Consider the following 16,980-nt stretch of genomic DNA (forward strand, 5'->3'; position numbering starts at 1 on the left):
CCATCTACTCCAGTTCAAACTGTCCTGTATAAAGCTGATAATAACGGCCTTTCTGTTCCAGAAGTTCCTCGTGATTTCCCCGCTCAATGATCTCTCCTTTTTCCAGTACCATAATCGCCTTGGAATTGCGTACCGTAGAAAGGCGGTGGGCGATGACGAACACGGTCCGCCCTTCCATGATGGCATCCATTCCCTTTTCAATCAGACGCTCGGTTCTCGTATCGATGGAACTGGTTGCCTCATCCAGTACAAGAACCGGCGGCTTGACGGCCGCTGCACGCGCAATGGAAAGGAGCTGCCTCTGGCCCTGGGAAAGGTTGCTGCCGTCCCCGTAAAGCATCGTGTCATATCCTTTCGGGAGCTTCCGGATAAAAGAATCCGCATTGGCGATCCTTGCCGCGTCCCGGACTTCCTCATCCGTGATTTCCTGATCTCCATACCTGATATTGTCTGCGATCGTTCCAGTAAACAGGTGGGTATCCTGAATGACCATTGCAAGAGATCTTCGCAGGTCATCTTTCCGGATCTTGCGGATGTCAATCCCGTCATACGTGATCATTCCGCTCTCGATCTCATAAAACCGGTTGATCAGATTGACAATCGTCGTCTTTCCCGCTCCGGTCGATCCCACAAAGGCAATCTTCTGTCCCGGTTTTGCATAGAGCGAAATTCCATTCAGAATCCGTTTATTCGGCACATAGGAAAATACGACATTGTCAAAACGCACATCGCCTTTCAGCGGTGTGAGCACCACCTGATCTTCCTTCTCTTCCCGCCATGCGTATTCTCCCGTCTTCTCTTCACATTCCACCAGAACATCCCCTTCTCTTCTTACATTGCAGAGGGTGATGGTTCCTTCATCAATCTCCGGTTCTTCCTCCATCATCTGGAAAATCCGCTCCGCACCGGAAAGGGCCGCCAGCAGGAAATTCACCTGCTGTGTAAACTGGTTCATCGGCATGGCGCTCTGGCGCACATAGACGAGATAGGAAGAAAGGCTGCCGATATCCAATAGTCCGGACAGGGCAAAGAGCCCGCCCACACAGGCCGAAACCGCATAATTCACGAAGGAAAGGCTTACAATTGTCGGCACCATCATTCCGGCAAAAGTCAGGGCATTCGTCGATTCCCTCCGGAGATTTTCATTCATCTCACAGAACTTCTTGAAATCAGCCTTCTCGTGGTTGAACACTTTCTCCACTTTCTGGCCCGCCGCCATCTCTTCTACAAATCCATTGATCTTTCCGATCTCCTCCTGCTGCCTTGTAAAGTATTTCCGGCTTCTGCTGCCGTTAAACTTGATAAAGGCAGCCATCAAAAGCAGAAAAACCACGACAATCAGCGTCAGCCGTACACTTAATACCAGCATCATGGTAATCGTTCCCGCCAGCATAAGGAAACTCTGAATCAGCATGGCGAAGCTGCTGTTCATCGCCTCCTGCACTGTGTCTACGTCATTGGTGAACCGGCTCATCAGCTCTCCGTGAGTATGGGCATCATAATATTTCAGTGGAAGCTTCTGCACGTGGGCAAAAAGATCCTGCCGGATTTCCTTGATGACCTTCTGTGCCGTGATGACCATCAGCTGGTTGTAGCCAAATGTTGCCGTCACACCGCACAGGTAAAGGACGGCCATACCCGCTACCGCCGCCAGAAGTCCTTTCACATCCCCCGGAAGAATAAATTCATTGATAACCGGTTTCAGCAGATACGTCCCCAGAATATTGGCTCCGGTACTGATCAGCACAAGCACCGCCACCAGAAGGAACATCCACTTGTGTCCGCCAAGATAGTGCATCAGATGCCCCATTGTCCGCTTCAGATCTTTTGGTCTTTTATATCCCAGATATCTTGCCATTAAAGCTCCGCTCCTTCCTTTTGAGATTCATAAATTTCCTGATAGATTTCATTTCTTTCCAGAAGTTCTTCGTGGGTACCGATATCCGACACCTTCCCGTCATCCAGAATCAGGATCTGGTCTGCATGACGCACAGAGGAAATCCTCTGGGCGATGATGATCTTCGTCATCTCCGGAAGTTCCTCTTTTAACATCGTCCGGATTTTCGCCTCGGTTGCCGTGTCCACAGCACTCGTTGAATCATCCAGTATCAGTACTTTCGGCCGCTTCAGAATCGCCCGTGCGATACAAAGCCGCTGCTTCTGTCCGCCTGACACATTGACACCGCCCTGCCCCATTTCCGTCTCATAACCGTCTGCAAGCCGGTCGATAAACTCATCCGCACAGGCAATACGGCAGGCCTGTTCAATCTCTTCCATCGTGGCATCTTCCTTGCCCCACCGCAGGTTTTCTATCAAGGTGCCGGAAAAAAGCGTATTCTTCTGAAGCACCACGGCAATTGCGTCACGCAGATGCTCCACCTTGTATTTTTTCACCGGAATTCCATCGATCCGGACCTCCCCTTTTGTCGCATCATAAAGACGAGGAATCAGCTGAATCAGCGTTGATTTCGCTGAACCGGTCTGACCGATAATTCCAAACGTACTGCCTGCCGGGATTTTCAAAGACACATCCGACAGAATATATTCCGGTGCGTCCTTTCTATATTGAAAGTAAACATGGTCAAACTCAACCTCGCCGCGCTCTACCTCGTGGTCTTCCGCTTCCCGGTCGGTAATATCCACTTTTTCATCAATGATCTCCAGAATACGGCTTCCCGATGCCATGGAACGGGTCATCATCAGAAACACATTGGAAATCATCATCAGAGAATTCAAAATCTGCATAACATAGCTTAGAAAACCTGTCAGCTCCCCGACCTGCATTCCGCCGACCTGAATCATCCTGCCACCAAACCAGATGAGGCTCAGAATCGTGCCGTACATCACAATCTGCATGGCCGGCATATTCAGCGCCGCCAGACGGAACGCTTTTTCCGACTGGGTTTTCAGATTCCTGTTTACCTCATCAAACTTCTCCGTCTCGTATTCCCCTTTGACGTACGCTTTCACCACCCGAATCGCCGTCAGGTTCTCCTGAATAATCCGGTTTACCAGATCAATAGCCGTCTGCATCTTCGTATACAACGGCTGAACATGACTCACAATAGAAAACAGAAGCACCGCCAGAATCGGAAGCGCTACAAGAAACACAAGTGCAAGCTTCCCATTGATGGAAAATGCGACCGCCGTTGCAGCTACAAGCATTACAGGCCCACGGCAGAAAGGCCGAAGTCCCGTAGATACCGAATTCTGGATATTGGTCACATCACTTGTCAGCCTCGTCACGATCGACGACACCCTGAAATGATCAATATTCGCAAACGAAAATCCCTGAAGACTCTCATATTCCGCTTTCCTCAGCTCCGCTCCAAGCCCCTGGCCGGCAAGAGCCGAAAACCGCGAACTTCCGATCCCCAGAAACAATGCAAGCAACGCGCAGATAACCATCTGACCCCCCTTCATATAAATATAATGCCTGTCCCCGTTCACCACACCGACATCAATCAGGTCCGCCATAATCAGCGGCACAATGAGTTCAAACAACGATTCCGCCGTCACGCACAAAATCGCCAGCAGAGCATACTTCTTATACTTCCCCATATAAGAAAAAATTCTCCTCAGCACATCCCACACCTCCAAATACTTGTATATACAACTATTGTATGCTCATCATTCACCAATGTCAATATCGGGAACGTAACATTGGGGACGTGTTCCGATGCACCGGAACCTGTCCCCAATGAAAAAAATCAGTCTTTTTTCTTTGTTGTGCTTAATTTGGATGCAATAAAGTAGATGGCTGCAGCCGCAATCAGTGTGATGATAGCTGCCTGATATTGATCAAAGATCTGTGTGATTTTGTACCAGGAGCTTCCGGCCTTTTTCCCGAGACCGAGAAGAAGCAGATTCCAGATTCCGCTTCCGATGGCTGTGTAGCACAGAAATTGAGCAAAGGGCATTCTGGTCATGCCTGCCGGTATGGAGATGAGGCTTCGTATGACAGGTACGCATCTTCCAAGGAGGACTGCTTTGTTTTCATGCCTGTCAAACCATTTTAGTGTCTTTTTGATGTCTCCTTCTTTGAAGCCTGCTTTCCTGATCCATCTGTTTGACAGAACATGATCCAGCCGGTTCAGTGGTATAATTCTCCCTGCCCAGTACAGAATCACCGCCCCTGTCAGTGATCCTGCCGTCGCTGCGATGAGCATCCCCTGTAGATTCAGTTCTGTATGTTCCGTCAGAAATCCGCCAAACGACAGCACTGCTTCGGACGGAATCGGTGGAAAAATATTTTCGATCATAATCAGCAGGAACATTCCGAAATATCCGTATTCCGACAAAAGCTCAAGCAAGTGTAATTCCATTTTTCTTTCTCCCTGTTCACATGGCTATATGACACTTTATCGGTTTTTCTTTTATTTTATGCGTTGTCCTGCTCGATTTGTTATTTCAAACCGTAAAAGACCGCCGCAGGATTGGGGGTCCTTCTCCTTGCGGCGGTTTTTTCAATTTACCCTATATTATTTTGCAGATCCTCTTTTTTTCACGATCACCGCACCTGCAATAACTACAACAGCTGCTCCCATCACAATCAGAAGTGTTACAGTCGGAGCGCTGTCTCCTGTTTTGACAACGTCTGCTCCTGACTGTTTCTGAGTGGTTCCTTCATTTCCGGAGGTATTGGATGCTCCGGTCTGTCCGTCACCATTGCCGATGTACTGCTGATCAGCCAGCACAACCACATAGTCGGATGCATGACTGAATGTCAGAGATACATTTCCGCTTTCTGCTACTTTTCCACTGTTGATGTATACCAGTTTTCCATCACTGTCATAGTAATAAAGATTTCCGAATTTTCCTGCATACTGGCTTCCTACATTGAGTGTCAGTTTTGCCTGGAATCCGAAGTCTCCCTCATGCGCCAGCGAAAGCTGCATGGTCGGATTGTCCCCTGCAAGTTTCTTTACGACACTGCTTGGAATTGCGTTGGTATTCATGGTTACCTTCATGTCAATGTCTTTCAGATCAGAAGCTTTAATGTCTTTTCCGTTGATGGTCCATGTGTAGGATCCCATGTTGAGCTGAATATTCACATTTTTGCCTTTTGCCGCTTCCAGAATTTCCTTGGAAAGAACAGTTGCGTCTTTCATATCTACCTGTACTGTTGAACCAGCGGAAGTTCCTTCAATTTCCTGCACAACAGAATCCACGGTATCTGCCGGAATTTCTGTACCCGGATTCGACGGTTTCTCCGGTTTGGAAGGCTCTTCCGGATTAGATGGCTCTTCCGGATCTACTGGTTTTTCCGGATCAGTCGGCTCTTCCGGATCCACTGGTTTTTCCGGGTCGGATGGATCTGTTGGTTCTTCTGGATCAGTGGTGTTTCTGATACCCTCGCCGTAGTATGTATACACATCATTGGCTGCAACCGTTACTTTTCCATCTTCCGGCCAGTAACTCCATTCAATCTCGTCATACCCTTCAAACTCAGTTGGCAACGTGACAGTCTCTCCAGCTTCTGCAACGATGCAATAAATGTAATCACATTCTGGTTCTGTCATATATGGTCCAAAGCCTGTGATTTCATCCACATCACTATGGATCATGAAACGAACCAGGCTGTTGGAATATTCTGCTCTCCTGATAAACATCATTCCGTTATATGTGACTTCATCTTCATTATTCCAGCCATTTTCATACTGCCATTCTTTAAACTTCAGGCCTTTATAATGTTCTTTATCCATCTTATCTATGATATCATAAACTTCTCCGACCTTTGTTCCCTTGTCAACAACAATCGGTTCTGAATCTGCCAGCTGACGTCCGTCTGGTCCATAATGAATATTTCTTACCAGAACAACATACTGATCCTTATATTCCGGAGATACTGACGTACTTGGAACACCTGAACCGTTATCTTTGATCTCATCTTCCGGGTTTTCATCATACAACTCAATGTTCCATTTAACAAACTCTACTTCCTCAGACATATCTTCCGGCCGATAATCTTCCGCATAATTTATCATATCCTGATAGGTTGCGCCGTCATCATAGTAGAAAAACTGAGAAGCATGCTTCCATTCGTTTTCACTGCTGAGATAGGAATAGTCCAGCCTCATTGCATTTTTATCATATTCTGCATATATGGAGTGATTTGCGGATGGACCAATATTTCCTTCAATGTCCCCATACAATGTCCAGGACTGAAAATCGATTCCCTGATATCCATCTTCCGGCTCCGGAATCTTTTCAATGTAAGCCCTAAGATCATCGTATGTAGCACCTGGTTCAAGCAGAATGATATCCTCCAGTGTCACAAGTTCCTGATCGGTATTGATATAATTAAAATATGCATGTACCGGCAGTTTGTCATAGGTTGCATATAAATACGTATATTCTACCTCCGGCATGACCATTGTATTTTCATCAATCTGTCTTCCGGAAGGCATCGCCCAGCCTGTAAATGTCAGTCCCGGGTACTTCTCCGTAATCTCTGTCGGGAGATTGATTCCGGCTTCTTTATATGTTGCCCGGCGCTCTACATCCTGTACTTCGATGTTATCGTAGACAACCCACTCGCCATCTTCATCCAGTACATTTAACTCAATTTTAGTATCATACGTTTCGTTGACAAATGTATTTTCATTTACCACATTAAAGTAATATGGGTACTCTGATGAGAACTCCGGAAATGAGCTGTAAATATTTGTTGAATTTCCGGCCATATCCCGAAATTCCAGATTTTGCAGATACCATTCACATGGATACATACTGTCCCAGATTTCAAAAGTTGTCACAAAGGCATCCTGCTCTTCGTCATACTCGAAGAACTCTGTCCTTGACGGTTCTGCAATATCAGCTGCAGCCCGAAAGTATGCTTCTCCGTAATCTTTATTGAGTTCTCCATTATCCCTTACCTTGACAGTCACAGTCACTGTATCTCCTACAGATAAATTTTTCCCATTTACATCAATGTCAATCGATGTAATCTCAGGGCTCTGTGTATCTTCGGAAACATCCTGATCTCCTTCTGTCTCATACCAGAAATTCTCCTTGCCATCCATCTGGAGATCAACTACTCCTCCGGTCTTGACTCCCTGAATCTGGCTCAAAATCCATTTTCCGCCGTCTCCATATGTCCACGCAGTTGTATTTCCAGTCCATACACCATTGCCTTCGTAAGTTGCATAGACAGCATCTCCCATTTGTGTCTCTTCATTGCTGAAATAAACATCAATTTCGCTGAAATCTTCCGCCGCGGCCGGATCCGTTTTGAAAGAAATCTCCCGGCTATCCCCGTTTTTCAACGTCTTTCCCTGCTGTTCAAACCGGAAGTCCGTAACGGTATAATCCAGATTTTCTTCTTTATCAAAGTTGACCCAGTAAAGATATTCCCCTGTTCCGTCCTTCTTCAATTCTCCCTTTACATAGTTATTACTTGTATCTGTTACAGTAATTTCTTCTATTGTGATCTTATCCGTATAAACATCGGACAATGGGTATTCTCCTACATAACATCCTTTGGATTCATCATAGGTAACCGTCATGTAATACCAACTATAAGACATTCCAAGACGAATTTCTACTTCTTCGATTTCGCTGTCCGCATCATACGCATATACATAAAACTTCAACGTATCTTTCGTCGTCAGTGTCTGTCCCTGCTGCGGAAACTCAACTTTCTCAATCACCGGTTTTGTCGTGTCGTACTGTCCGTCTCTTGCTTCCTCTGTCGTCTCTGTTGTCTCATCAGCAGCTGCTGCCGCTTTTGCCGCATCCGCTTCTGTTTCTTTTTCCGCAGTCTCCGGCTCTGCCTCAGCTTCTTCTTTCTGTACTTCCGCACTTTCCTTTGTCTGCTGTGCTTTTTCACTGTCCGTCTGCGTCTCCGTGTTCTGCATTTCTTCCGGCTGTGCCTTAGTGCCTGGCTCGGCCTCCGGTTTTGTCTCCGCAACCGGGTCTGCTTCCGGTTTTGTCTCTGTGCCTGTCTCAGCTTCCGGCTGTGTCTCCGTGCTCTGCACTTCCGCCGTCTGCGTCTCTGTGCTCTGTGTGGTCTGTTCCTGTGCAGTCTGCTGCGGTTCTTCTGCCAGAACATTTGGAACGCACAACGATGCGGTAATTGCTGCCGCCGTCAGAAGAGCCCCCGCTCTCCTTGCCCATAATTTTCTTTTTCTCACGGTTTTCTGCCTCCTCATTTTCTGCTTTCCAGTAAAACTCTCGAAGTCCATTCATAGTCATTATATCTCCTCTATTTTCCTTCCACAAGGAAACCTGCACAAACAATCGGAGTGGACAGCCTTTTGGACAGTATTTTTTCATAACTCTTTTATATTTTTTCCATTTATTTGCACAAAATTATGGAAAGAATTCCAATAAAATTGTATAATAGTTGCAGAGCAAAAGAAAAGGGAGGACTCACAATGAAGCAAAACAGTATGTTAGCAATGATTTTAGCTGGTGGGAGAGGTACCCGTCTGCATGAGCTTACCACAAAAGTAGCAAAACCTGCCGTTTCATACGGTGGAAAATACCGTATCATCGATTTCCCTTTAAGCAACTGTGCAAACAGCGGCATTGATACTGTAGGAGTTTTAACTCAGTACGAATCCATTCTTCTGAACAGCTACGTTGCAGCAGGTCGTCGCTGGGGACTTGATGCAAAAAACAGCGGTGTTTATGTACTGCCGCCTCGTGAAAAAGCTGATGCGAACCTGGATGTTTACAGGGGAACCGCTGATGCGATTTCACAGAACATCGATTTTATCGACTCTTTTTCTCCGGAGTATCTCCTGATCCTTTCCGGAGACCACATCTACAAGATGAACTATGCAAAGATGCTGGCTTACCACAAAGAATGCAATGCCGACGCGACCATCGCCGTAATCGAAGTTCCATTAAAAGAAGCCAGCCGTTTCGGTATCATGAATACAGACGAGACCGGACGTATCTACGAATTTGAAGAGAAACCGGAGCATCCGAAGAGCACGCTTGCTTCCATGGGAATCTATATCTTTAACTGGAAGCTTCTACGCAAAATGCTGATCGCCGATGCGAAAGATCCGGATTCCAACCACGATTTCGGAAAGGATATTATTCCTCAGCTTCTTGCTGACGAGAAGCGTCTGTACGCTTATAAATTCAAGGGCTACTGGAAAGATGTCGGAACTATCGATTCTCTTTGGGAAGCAAATATGGATCTTCTTGACGCTCACAATGAACTTGATCTGAACGATTCTTCCTGGAAGATCTATACCGAAGACGCAACCACTCTCCCTCATTATGTAGGTCCTGATGCAGATATTCAGCGTGCATTCATTACACAGGGTTGTATAATCGACGGAACAGTTAAAAACTCTGTTCTGTTTACAGGTGCACGTATCGGTGCCGGTGCCAAAGTGATCGACAGTGTTCTCATGCCGGATGCAGAAGTCGCAGAAGGTGCGACTGTTGTCCGCTCTCTTGTAGCAGACGGTGTTAAAATCGGAAAAGATGCTGTTGTCGGAAGTGCTGACAGCGAACACATCGAATTAGTGGCGAAAAACGTAAAGGGGGCTGAATAATATGAGCAGAGCATTTGGAATTGTAAATTTTGCCGGAAATCATATCGGGGTTGACGGAATGACTGTATACCGTCCGATCGGAGCATTCTCCTTCCTTGGAAGATACCGCGTCATTGATTTTCCGATTTCAAACATGACAAACAGCGGAATTGACCACATTCATGTATATATCAGAAGAAAACCTCGTTCACTGGTAGAACATCTTGGAACAGGCCGTCACTACAACCTGAACTCCAAGAGAGGAAAACTTCTCACACTGTTCTCTGAATACAACGGTGAAAATGATGTTTACAACACAGATATCGCAGCATATCGTGAAAATCTGGAATGTATCGAAAACGCTCCGTATCCATATGTGATCCTTGCGCCAAGCTACATGGTTTATTCCCAGAATTTCGACACTCTGCTTCAGAATCACATTGATTCCGGAGCCGATATTACATTGCTCTATCACACAGTAGATACCGCAAAAGACGAGTTTTTAAAATGCGATATTCTGAATCTGAACAAACAAAAAGGTGTGCTCTCTATCGAGCCGAACAACGGAAACGCAAAAAACCGCAACATCTTCATGGATACCTATGTTATGAAGAAAGAGCTTTTCCTTGAACTGATTGCAAAAGCGAAAAGGCTCTCCTCCATTTACACCTTGTCTCAGATCGTTAATTTTGAGTGCGGCGAACTGGATGTACGCGGAGTTTCCCATCATGGATTTTTTGCTTCTATTACAGACTTCAAGAGTTACTACAATGCAAATATCAATCTGATCGATTTCAAAGCGGCACAGAATCTCTTTGAAAAGAACTGGCCGATTTATACAAGAACAAACGATTCCTGCCCGACACAGTACTTCGAGACAGCTTCTGTGAAAAATTCTGTTGTTTCAAACGGCTGTCTGATCGAAGGAACCGTTGAGAATTCCGTAATCGGACGTGGCTGCGTAGTGAAGAAAGGCGCCGTTGTAAGAAACAGCGTGATCCTTCCTGGCGCATCCATCGGTAAGGATATTACGGTAGAAAATTATGTCGTAGACAAAAATTCCAGTATCCGCCACGTTTCCAATCTGATTGGAACACCTGAGAACCCTGGTTATATCAAACGTGGTGATACCATCTAATTACAAAAATTTTCGGGGATGCTTCATGCATCCCCGTTTTTTATTTCTTAATTATAAAGGATAGGTGAATACAATTGTATCGTTAATGGTGTACCGATAACTGTTCTCTGCTGTCTTTTCTATATCCTTCTTCGTAAATTCTCTTGCTGCATCTGTCTGGAAATATACAGTATCATTGACATTAACTTCAACTGCCCCATTTTGTATCATCCATGCCGATGATGTCAAATTATCTTCTCCTCTTAATATTTCAATATCACCTCGAAGCTGTGTTTCTGTGGATGCCGGCACACCATACGATACATACTCTCCGCTCTCTTTATCCACCAGCATTTCTGTGTAAATCGTAGCTGTCAGAATCAGGTCGTCCCCGACATTCTTATCTTTCGTCCGTTCTTCGTATACAATATTACAGTCTTCTGCCTTTATTCCGTAGTATGCCAGTAAAAACTTACGCTGGTTTTCTACCTCAGCCGGTGCTTCTTCCACAGGAACACTCTCCTGCTTTGCATAGGCAGAAAGAAAGTCTTCCCGGCTGATTTCTCTTGGTTCATAAATCCGCATCTGCGTTGCCGCCAACTTTTCATCTTCCGTCACCTGAGTGATTTTCCCGTCTGAATCGCGGGTAAATGTAAATCCCGCTTCTTCCTCTCTGCCGCCTTGCATATACCGGACATGGACAGTCTCTGTATATTCACTTCTGTCTTCCAGCGTTATCTCCTTTACTTGAAGCTCCGTTCCCTCTTCTTCTGCCATCAGAAGGAATTTCATAGCCGGGCCTGAAGTAAGAAAATCCTGCATGCCGTTTTCTGTAAAATAGTCTCCGATCTTATCTTCCCAGTTCTCCATGACGGAGGCATTCTCTCCTGCTGTTTCTCCCGCATTCTCCTGCGCCTGTGTAGTGTCTACTCCTTCTCCCACTGCGGACGGCATGAACAGAAGATCTGCATTTGGGCCTGTCATCATGGCCTCAATCACTGCTTTTGCTTCCGCGCTGACTTCCTCTTCCTTTACTTCGGTCTTCTTTGGATCCGGCTCTTTCTCTTTCGTCGTCTTATCCTCAGACTGACATCCAGCCAGAAGAACTGCCATCATTAACATGAGAGCCCAGATCAGTCTCCATTTCCTTTTGCTCCTCATACTTTTCCCTCCCTTCAAAAGAAAATAGTCTTTCTATTGTTTTAATTATATCATATTTTCATTTTTTCTATTACTTATTACATGTTTTGCGAATCTTTGTGCGTTTTACACAAAAAGAGCGTCATGCTTTTCACACATCACGCTCTCATTCTTTCTTTCACTTCTTCGATTGTCTAAAACAGCGAGATCCCCATCTTGTTGGACAAGTATTCCAGGATCTTAATGCCCCCGGCACTGTTTCCCTTTTCATCCAGGGCAGGGCCGAATACGCCGATTCCCATCCGGTCTACAAGAGGAACTGCAATTCCTCCACCGACACCACTCTTTGCCGGAAATCCGACTGTCATGGCAAACTCACCGGATCCGTCATACATCCCGCATGTCAGCATCAGCGCGCGGATCGCCTTCGCATACTGCGGCTCGATCAGCTCTTCCTGATCCAGCGGATCCACACCATGATTGGCAAGCACCAGACTCATGTACGCAATATCGTGAGCGGTCACATTGACCGAGCACATCCGGAAATAAAAGTCCAGACACTCCTCCACATCACCTTCCAGAATCCCGGATGCCTTCAGATAATACGCCAGAGCCCGGTTCCGGTCTCCAGTCTCCCTCTCAGATTCGTAAACGGCCTGATTCAGGCTGATTTCCTCGTTGTTGCAGAGTTTCCTCGTAAACTCCAGAAAACGCTCAAATTTCTCATCTGCATCCTTTCCCTTGATACAGCTTGCCACAGTAATGGCTCCCGCATTAATAAACGGATTAAACGGGCGGGTCTTTGTCTCCAGCTTTACAATGGAATTGAACGGGTCTCCGGTCGGCTCCACACCAACCTTCTCATGGAAAAGATGATCCGCTCCACAGTCCCGGATCGCAAGAATCAGCGATACCAGCTTGGAAATACTCTGGATCGTAAACGGAATTCTCGTATCTCCCGCTTCCAGCACATTGCCGTCCAGATCCATTGTACAGACCCCAAGATAATATTTATTCACATCCCGCAGCTGCGGAATATACTGCGCTGTCATGCCCAGTTTGGTAAATGCTTTCCCATATTGCAGGGCATCCTTCAGAAGCTCTTCTGTCAGCATCACGCCTCTCCCTTCCTTTCTCATCCTGTCATTTCGATAAAATTATCCATAATTTTTCCGTCCATGTCAAGAAGAAAGAAACGCTTCACCGGCTTTTCCGGACTCTGTCCGTACAGCTTCCATACACTGCTATCTATTGTATGCATCTTCGTACAGACGTTCCTGAGAATTCAAAGGCTCTTCGTCATTATGCACTCTATAGTACATACCGTCCTCATGCATCTCACGCGCTTTCTGATTGTCACGATTCATCGTGTCAAAAATGTATTCCAGCTTTTCCTGAATGGCCGGATCATAAACCGGAGATGCGACTTCCACACGTTTGACTGTATTTCTTGTCATAAAGTCCGCAGATGCTATGTAATATTTTCTCCGTTCCTTCGTACCGAACATATAAATCCGGGAATGTTCCAGGAAACGTCCTACAATGCTGATAATACGAATGTTCTCGGTCTTTCCTTTCACTCCTGCCACCAGACAGCAGATTCCACGGATAATCATCTCGATCTTCACGCCCGCGCAGGAAGCCTCAATCAGCTTGTCGATGATCTTCTTGTCTGTCAGGGAGTTCATCTTGATGCCGATGTATGCCGGTTCCCCCTTCTTTGCGTGTTCGATCTCCTCGTCCATCATATCCAGTACCCGGTTCTGCAGACAGTGCGGCGCCACAAGCAGATGCTGCATGTCTTCCACCACTTCCCCTTTTGCAAGGGCGCGGAATACCTTTGCCGCCTCAATACCGATATCGGTATTTGCCGTCATCAGGGAAAGGTCTGTATACAGTCTGGACGTCTTTTCATTATAGTTTCCGGTTCCGATCTGTGTAATGCACTCAAACTGCTTATCTGTCTTTCTTGTGATCAGGCAAAGCTTGGAATGTACCTTATAGCCGTCCAGGCCGTAAATAACCTGGCATCCAGCATTCTCCAGACGGCGGGACCACTCGATATTATTTTCCTCATCAAAGCGGGCGCGGAGTTCCACAAGCACGACGACTTCCTTTCCATTCTCCGCAGCCTCAATGAGCGCCTCAATCACCTTACTCTGCTTTGCAAGACGGTACAGTGTCATCTTGATGGAAACCACGTTCTCATCCTCCGCAGCCTCGGTCAGGAGACGCAAAAACGGCCTGATTGACTCATATGGATAAGAAAGGAGCTTATCTCCCTCTTTAATCTGCTCAATAATGCTTCTTCCATCCTGAAACATCAGCGACTTCTGCGGAGTACGTTTTTCGTAAAACAGACTTTCATTTTTTCTCAGCATATCCTGAATCTGGAATACAAAAGAGAAATCCAGCGGGACTTCGGAATGGAACACATACTTCTCCTCCAGTCCCAGATAATTATCCAGCATCAGCATGCTTCCGATATCCAGATCTCCGGACATCTCAAGCCGGATCGGAGCAAGCTTTCTTCTCTGCTTCATCAGATCCGCCATAAATTCCCGGTAGTCCAGATCCTCATCATAAAGTGCATCCGCATCAATATCGGCATTTCTCGTCACACGGATCAGCGCTTTACCCTGAATCTTGTATCCCGGAAATACCTTGGATACAAAGTGAAGAATCAGATCTTCACCAAGAACATAAGATCCCTTTTCTCCCGGAATCTCAATCATCCTCTGGAAAATATTGCTTGCACACGGTACAATTCCAAGACGGACCTTCTTGCTGCTCTTTGTCGTCAGAGAAACAACCGCATAAATTTCATTATTTTTCAAAAACGGGAACGGCTGTCTCCTGCCGACCACGGTCGGGGAAATCAGCGGAAGAATCTCCGACTGGAAGAATCTTTCCATCTTCTTCTCATCTTCAATCTGATCCATGCGGTACAGACGAACGCCTTCCTTTGCAACTTTTTCAATCAGCTTCTGATATACCTTTTCTTTCCTTTTATTCAGCTTTCTGACCTCTTCAAGTATCGCGTCAATCTGCTCCTGTGAAGACATCTGTGTCTTATTGTCCCTGATATCCTGAGGCAGCAGCGTCTGGTCGTACAGGGAACCAACCCGGACCATAAAAAACTCGTCCAGATTCGTCTGATAAATCGATACGAAAGTGAAACGCTCACAGAGCGGTACGGACTTATCCTCCGCCTCTTCCAGTACCCTTTCATTAAATTTCAGCCACGAAAGCTCTCGATTCATATATTCGCTTCCCATATATTCTATACGCTCCTTCATTCCTTTTCTGCAGTACACTTTTCCTTATCGGCAGTTCCTGTATGGAACGCTGTGAAATACCTTCTTCGCATTCCCATCCACTTTTGTCTCCATGCAATAATAACGAACCACCATATCGTTTTTTATCTGTTTTCTACTGCGCTTTTCTCTTTTCATCATATACCCCTTTTCCTGAAAAATCAATTTATAGTTTCTGTTTGAGTATATAAACTTTACAACAAAAAAAGAATAACATATTGCCCCTGTAATCCGTGTCAAATCTACATTAAATTCATGTAAAACTGTGCTTCTCTTGCGTAAATCCAACGTAAAATCAATGTAAAAAAACAGACGTGGCCATACTACTGTATCTCCTACGTCTGTTTTATAATCCACTGATTTAATGTCTCTTTTCCCCTTTATACCCCGGAATGATCATCACATCTTTTGTATACGATTTTTCTGATGGAATCGGTAGATAATTTAAATTCATCCGCAAGCGAATCTATACTATCTCCATTATGAAATTTATCCCGGATTCTTTCATTCCGTTCCTGATAATAGGTACGGGCCCCTGATACCGCTCCCCATCTTTTCTTTTCCTGCGAACGGGGAATATACACTGTTTCTCCCGACACATATTTTTGCAGTTCTTCAAGTAAATGATCCGGAATAATATCCCGAGCATTTCTATATCTCATGAAGAAATTCCTCCATGCTCTTATACTCGTGTATTTTTCCTCCCCCTTCTGTAATAATAGTTCGCATTTTCTCTTCCAGATGATCTGCATAGTCAGCAAATTCATTTAATCGATTCACATTATAATGTTCCATAAGCCCCATTCTCTTTATTCCAAAATCATCACATACAATGTTCAACTCTTGCTGAAGCAAAATTCCCCACATATAGGTCTTAACCGGATCATTCCTTCTGGAATAATATCGAATACGCAGCCATGTATAGGATAATTCCGCATACCAGTCAGCCAGCATCTGAAAGTCCGTATTGTAATTTAAACTATCTTTATCGACAGTACTTTCCTTTTCCAGAAACTCCCGTACAACGCACACTGCCTCATGGCACAACTTTCTTTGAACTTCCACATCAGACTCATCAATTACATTACGATATAACTCAAGAAATCTCTTTGGGACTTTTTTCATATCGGTAAGTTCTTCGATCTGATCGGTCTGAGATTTTCTAAAATATTGATGATTAGAAAAAGCTATCGCCTGAGCCAGATAATCCAATACATAACCTGCGCACATTTTCGCATCGCTTATCGCAGCAAACATCATTTCCGCAAAAATATTCTTTGCTTTTTCATAAGAACTCAAAGCACACTGCCTCATTTTCTCCGGATTTGAAAGATTTTCTGCCTGACGTCTTTTTAATTGTCTAAAACGTTCAGCATCTTCTTCTGTTCTGGCATACAGAATTTCTCCATCTGCAAGACAAGTTATATTATATTCTTCCAACTCAGCAAATTTTTCCAATCTCGCCCAGTCAATTCCCCAGATATCAAACCCTACCCCTTCCAGAATAAAGGTACGCCCAAAACGATATCCTCTTTCTGTAATCGGGACAAAATAGCTGACTGCCTTTACCTGATCATCTATTCTTAGTGTCGTATGAGAAACAACCAGTGCTATATCTTCCGGATATTCATTCTTTACCGCATCAATTACCCATTGTGTCACAAATTCTCTGTTTTCCATATTCCTCTTACCTCCTGCTTATTTTCCGGTTAACCGTTAATGTAATTATACAAGATGCTATTATTCAAATGATACATAAGAAATAAATGTAGAAATTCTTTCCTCTGAATAGCAATTGATGCTGAAACTTGATTATATCTTTACTATACTTTACTAGTGTGCTGACTTGATGATATTTAACTAAATATTCTGGTAATCACAGCTGTTCTGATGTATAATCAAAAAAAAC

Annotated in this window: 13 protein-coding genes; 2 read left to right on the forward strand and 11 right to left on the reverse strand. The window is 45.0% G+C overall.

All coding sequences use genetic code 11. The features are described 5' to 3' along the window. Positions 1–4: 4 nt before the first annotated feature. From FGQ85_RS02540 to FGQ85_RS18680, 4 genes are all read right to left on the reverse strand, one after another. The gene (locus FGQ85_RS02540) at positions 5–1,858 is read right to left on the reverse strand and encodes an ABC transporter ATP-binding protein (protein WP_138372573.1); all 1,854 of its coding nucleotides are present in this window, start codon (positions 1,856–1,858) and stop codon (positions 5–7) included. Next, positions 1,858–3,582, reverse strand: coding sequence for an ABC transporter ATP-binding protein (locus FGQ85_RS02545; protein WP_347563036.1), 1,725 nt, complete (start codon positions 3,580–3,582; stop codon positions 1,858–1,860). Before FGQ85_RS02545 ends, FGQ85_RS02540 begins: the two co-directional genes overlap by 1 nt. Positions 3,583–3,710: 128 nt before the next feature. Then, complete coding sequence (locus FGQ85_RS02550) at positions 3,711–4,325, reverse strand: DedA family protein (RefSeq protein ID WP_138372575.1); 615 nt, start codon at positions 4,323–4,325, stop codon at positions 3,711–3,713. 156 nt (positions 4,326–4,481) lie between these two features. Next, entirely contained in the window at positions 4,482–8,135 is a 3,654-nt protein-coding gene (locus FGQ85_RS18680; RefSeq protein WP_243128467.1) for a hypothetical protein, read from the reverse strand. Between the two features lie 243 nt (positions 8,136–8,378). Here FGQ85_RS18680 and FGQ85_RS02560 point away from each other — a divergent pair, with 243 nt between their 5' ends. Together FGQ85_RS02560 and glgD are read left to right on the forward strand one after the other, a co-directional pair. Next, the gene (locus FGQ85_RS02560) at positions 8,379–9,518 is read left to right on the forward strand and encodes a glucose-1-phosphate adenylyltransferase (RefSeq protein ID WP_087255339.1); all 1,140 of its coding nucleotides are present in this window, start codon (positions 8,379–8,381) and stop codon (positions 9,516–9,518) included. Between the two features lies 1 nt (position 9,519). Continuing rightward, on the forward strand, positions 9,520–10,635 hold the full coding sequence (gene glgD / locus FGQ85_RS02565) for a glucose-1-phosphate adenylyltransferase subunit GlgD (protein WP_138372576.1): 1,116 nt from the start codon (positions 9,520–9,522) through the stop codon (positions 10,633–10,635). A gap of 51 nt (positions 10,636–10,686) precedes the next feature. Here glgD and FGQ85_RS02570 read toward each other — a convergent pair whose 3' ends face one another. The 7 genes from FGQ85_RS02570 to FGQ85_RS02590 all read right to left on the reverse strand — a co-directional run bounded on the left by FGQ85_RS02570 (position 10,687) and on the right by FGQ85_RS02590 (position 16,751). Beyond that, positions 10,687–11,775, reverse strand: a complete 1,089-nt coding sequence (locus FGQ85_RS02570) for a hypothetical protein (RefSeq protein WP_138372577.1) — start codon at positions 11,773–11,775, stop codon at positions 10,687–10,689. 173 nt (positions 11,776–11,948) lie between these two features. Beyond that, positions 11,949–12,869, reverse strand: coding sequence for a glutaminase A (glsA, locus tag FGQ85_RS02575; protein WP_087167144.1), 921 nt, complete (start codon positions 12,867–12,869; stop codon positions 11,949–11,951). Positions 12,870–12,889: 20 nt separating this feature from the next. Beyond that, positions 12,890–13,015: a hypothetical protein gene (locus FGQ85_RS18980; protein WP_255396462.1), complete on the reverse strand. Its 126-nt coding sequence runs from the start codon at positions 13,013–13,015 to the stop codon at positions 12,890–12,892. After that, positions 12,999–15,032, reverse strand: coding sequence for a polyphosphate kinase 1 (gene ppk1, locus FGQ85_RS02580; protein ID WP_138372578.1), 2,034 nt, complete (start codon positions 15,030–15,032; stop codon positions 12,999–13,001). Before ppk1 ends, FGQ85_RS18980 begins: the two co-directional genes overlap by 17 nt. 45 nt (positions 15,033–15,077) lie before the next feature. Beyond that, complete coding sequence (locus FGQ85_RS18985; protein ID WP_279233645.1) at positions 15,078–15,212, reverse strand: hypothetical protein; 135 nt, start codon at positions 15,210–15,212, stop codon at positions 15,078–15,080. A 239-nt stretch (positions 15,213–15,451) separates the two neighbouring features. Next, positions 15,452–15,733 carry a CD3324 family protein gene (locus tag FGQ85_RS02585; protein WP_087167141.1) on the reverse strand — a complete coding sequence of 94 codons (282 nt, stop codon included), beginning with the start codon at positions 15,731–15,733 and terminating at the stop codon, positions 15,452–15,454. Further along, positions 15,723–16,751, reverse strand: coding sequence for a hypothetical protein (locus FGQ85_RS02590; protein ID WP_138372579.1), 1,029 nt, complete (start codon positions 16,749–16,751; stop codon positions 15,723–15,725). Before FGQ85_RS02590 ends, FGQ85_RS02585 begins: the two co-directional genes overlap by 11 nt. Positions 16,752–16,980 lie beyond the last annotated feature (229 nt).

This window comes from Pseudoflavonifractor sp. BSD2780061688st1 E11, from assembly GCF_005844125.1.
Taxonomy (GTDB): Bacteria; Bacillota; Clostridia; order Lachnospirales; family Lachnospiraceae; genus Sellimonas; species Sellimonas catena.

What these genes read in the sequence shown, in the direction of transcription:
- FGQ85_RS02540 (WP_138372573.1), bottom strand. Translation starts at nt 1,858, where the DNA reads ATGGCAAGATATCTGGGATATAAAAGACCAAAAGATCTGAAGCGGACA.
- FGQ85_RS02550 (WP_138372575.1), bottom strand. Translation starts at nt 4,325, where the DNA reads ATGGAATTACACTTGCTTGAGCTTTTGTCGGAATACGGATATTTCGGA.
- FGQ85_RS02560 (WP_087255339.1), top strand. Translation starts at nt 8,379, where the DNA reads ATGAAGCAAAACAGTATGTTAGCAATGATTTTAGCTGGTGGGAGAGGT.
- glgD (WP_138372576.1), top strand. Translation starts at nt 9,520, where the DNA reads ATGAGCAGAGCATTTGGAATTGTAAATTTTGCCGGAAATCATATCGGG.
- FGQ85_RS02570 (WP_138372577.1), bottom strand. Translation starts at nt 11,775, where the DNA reads ATGAGGAGCAAAAGGAAATGGAGACTGATCTGGGCTCTCATGTTAATG.
- glsA (WP_087167144.1), bottom strand. Translation starts at nt 12,869, where the DNA reads ATGCTGACAGAAGAGCTTCTGAAGGATGCCCTGCAATATGGGAAAGCA.
- FGQ85_RS18980 (WP_255396462.1), bottom strand. Translation starts at nt 13,015, where the DNA reads ATGCATACAATAGATAGCAGTGTATGGAAGCTGTACGGACAGAGTCCG.
- ppk1 (WP_138372578.1), bottom strand. Translation starts at nt 15,032, where the DNA reads ATGGGAAGCGAATATATGAATCGAGAGCTTTCGTGGCTGAAATTTAAT.
- FGQ85_RS18985 (WP_279233645.1), bottom strand. Translation starts at nt 15,212, where the DNA reads ATGATGAAAAGAGAAAAGCGCAGTAGAAAACAGATAAAAAACGATATG.
- FGQ85_RS02585 (WP_087167141.1), bottom strand. Translation starts at nt 15,733, where the DNA reads ATGAGATATAGAAATGCTCGGGATATTATTCCGGATCATTTACTTGAA.
- FGQ85_RS02590 (WP_138372579.1), bottom strand. Translation starts at nt 16,751, where the DNA reads ATGGAAAACAGAGAATTTGTGACACAATGGGTAATTGATGCGGTAAAG.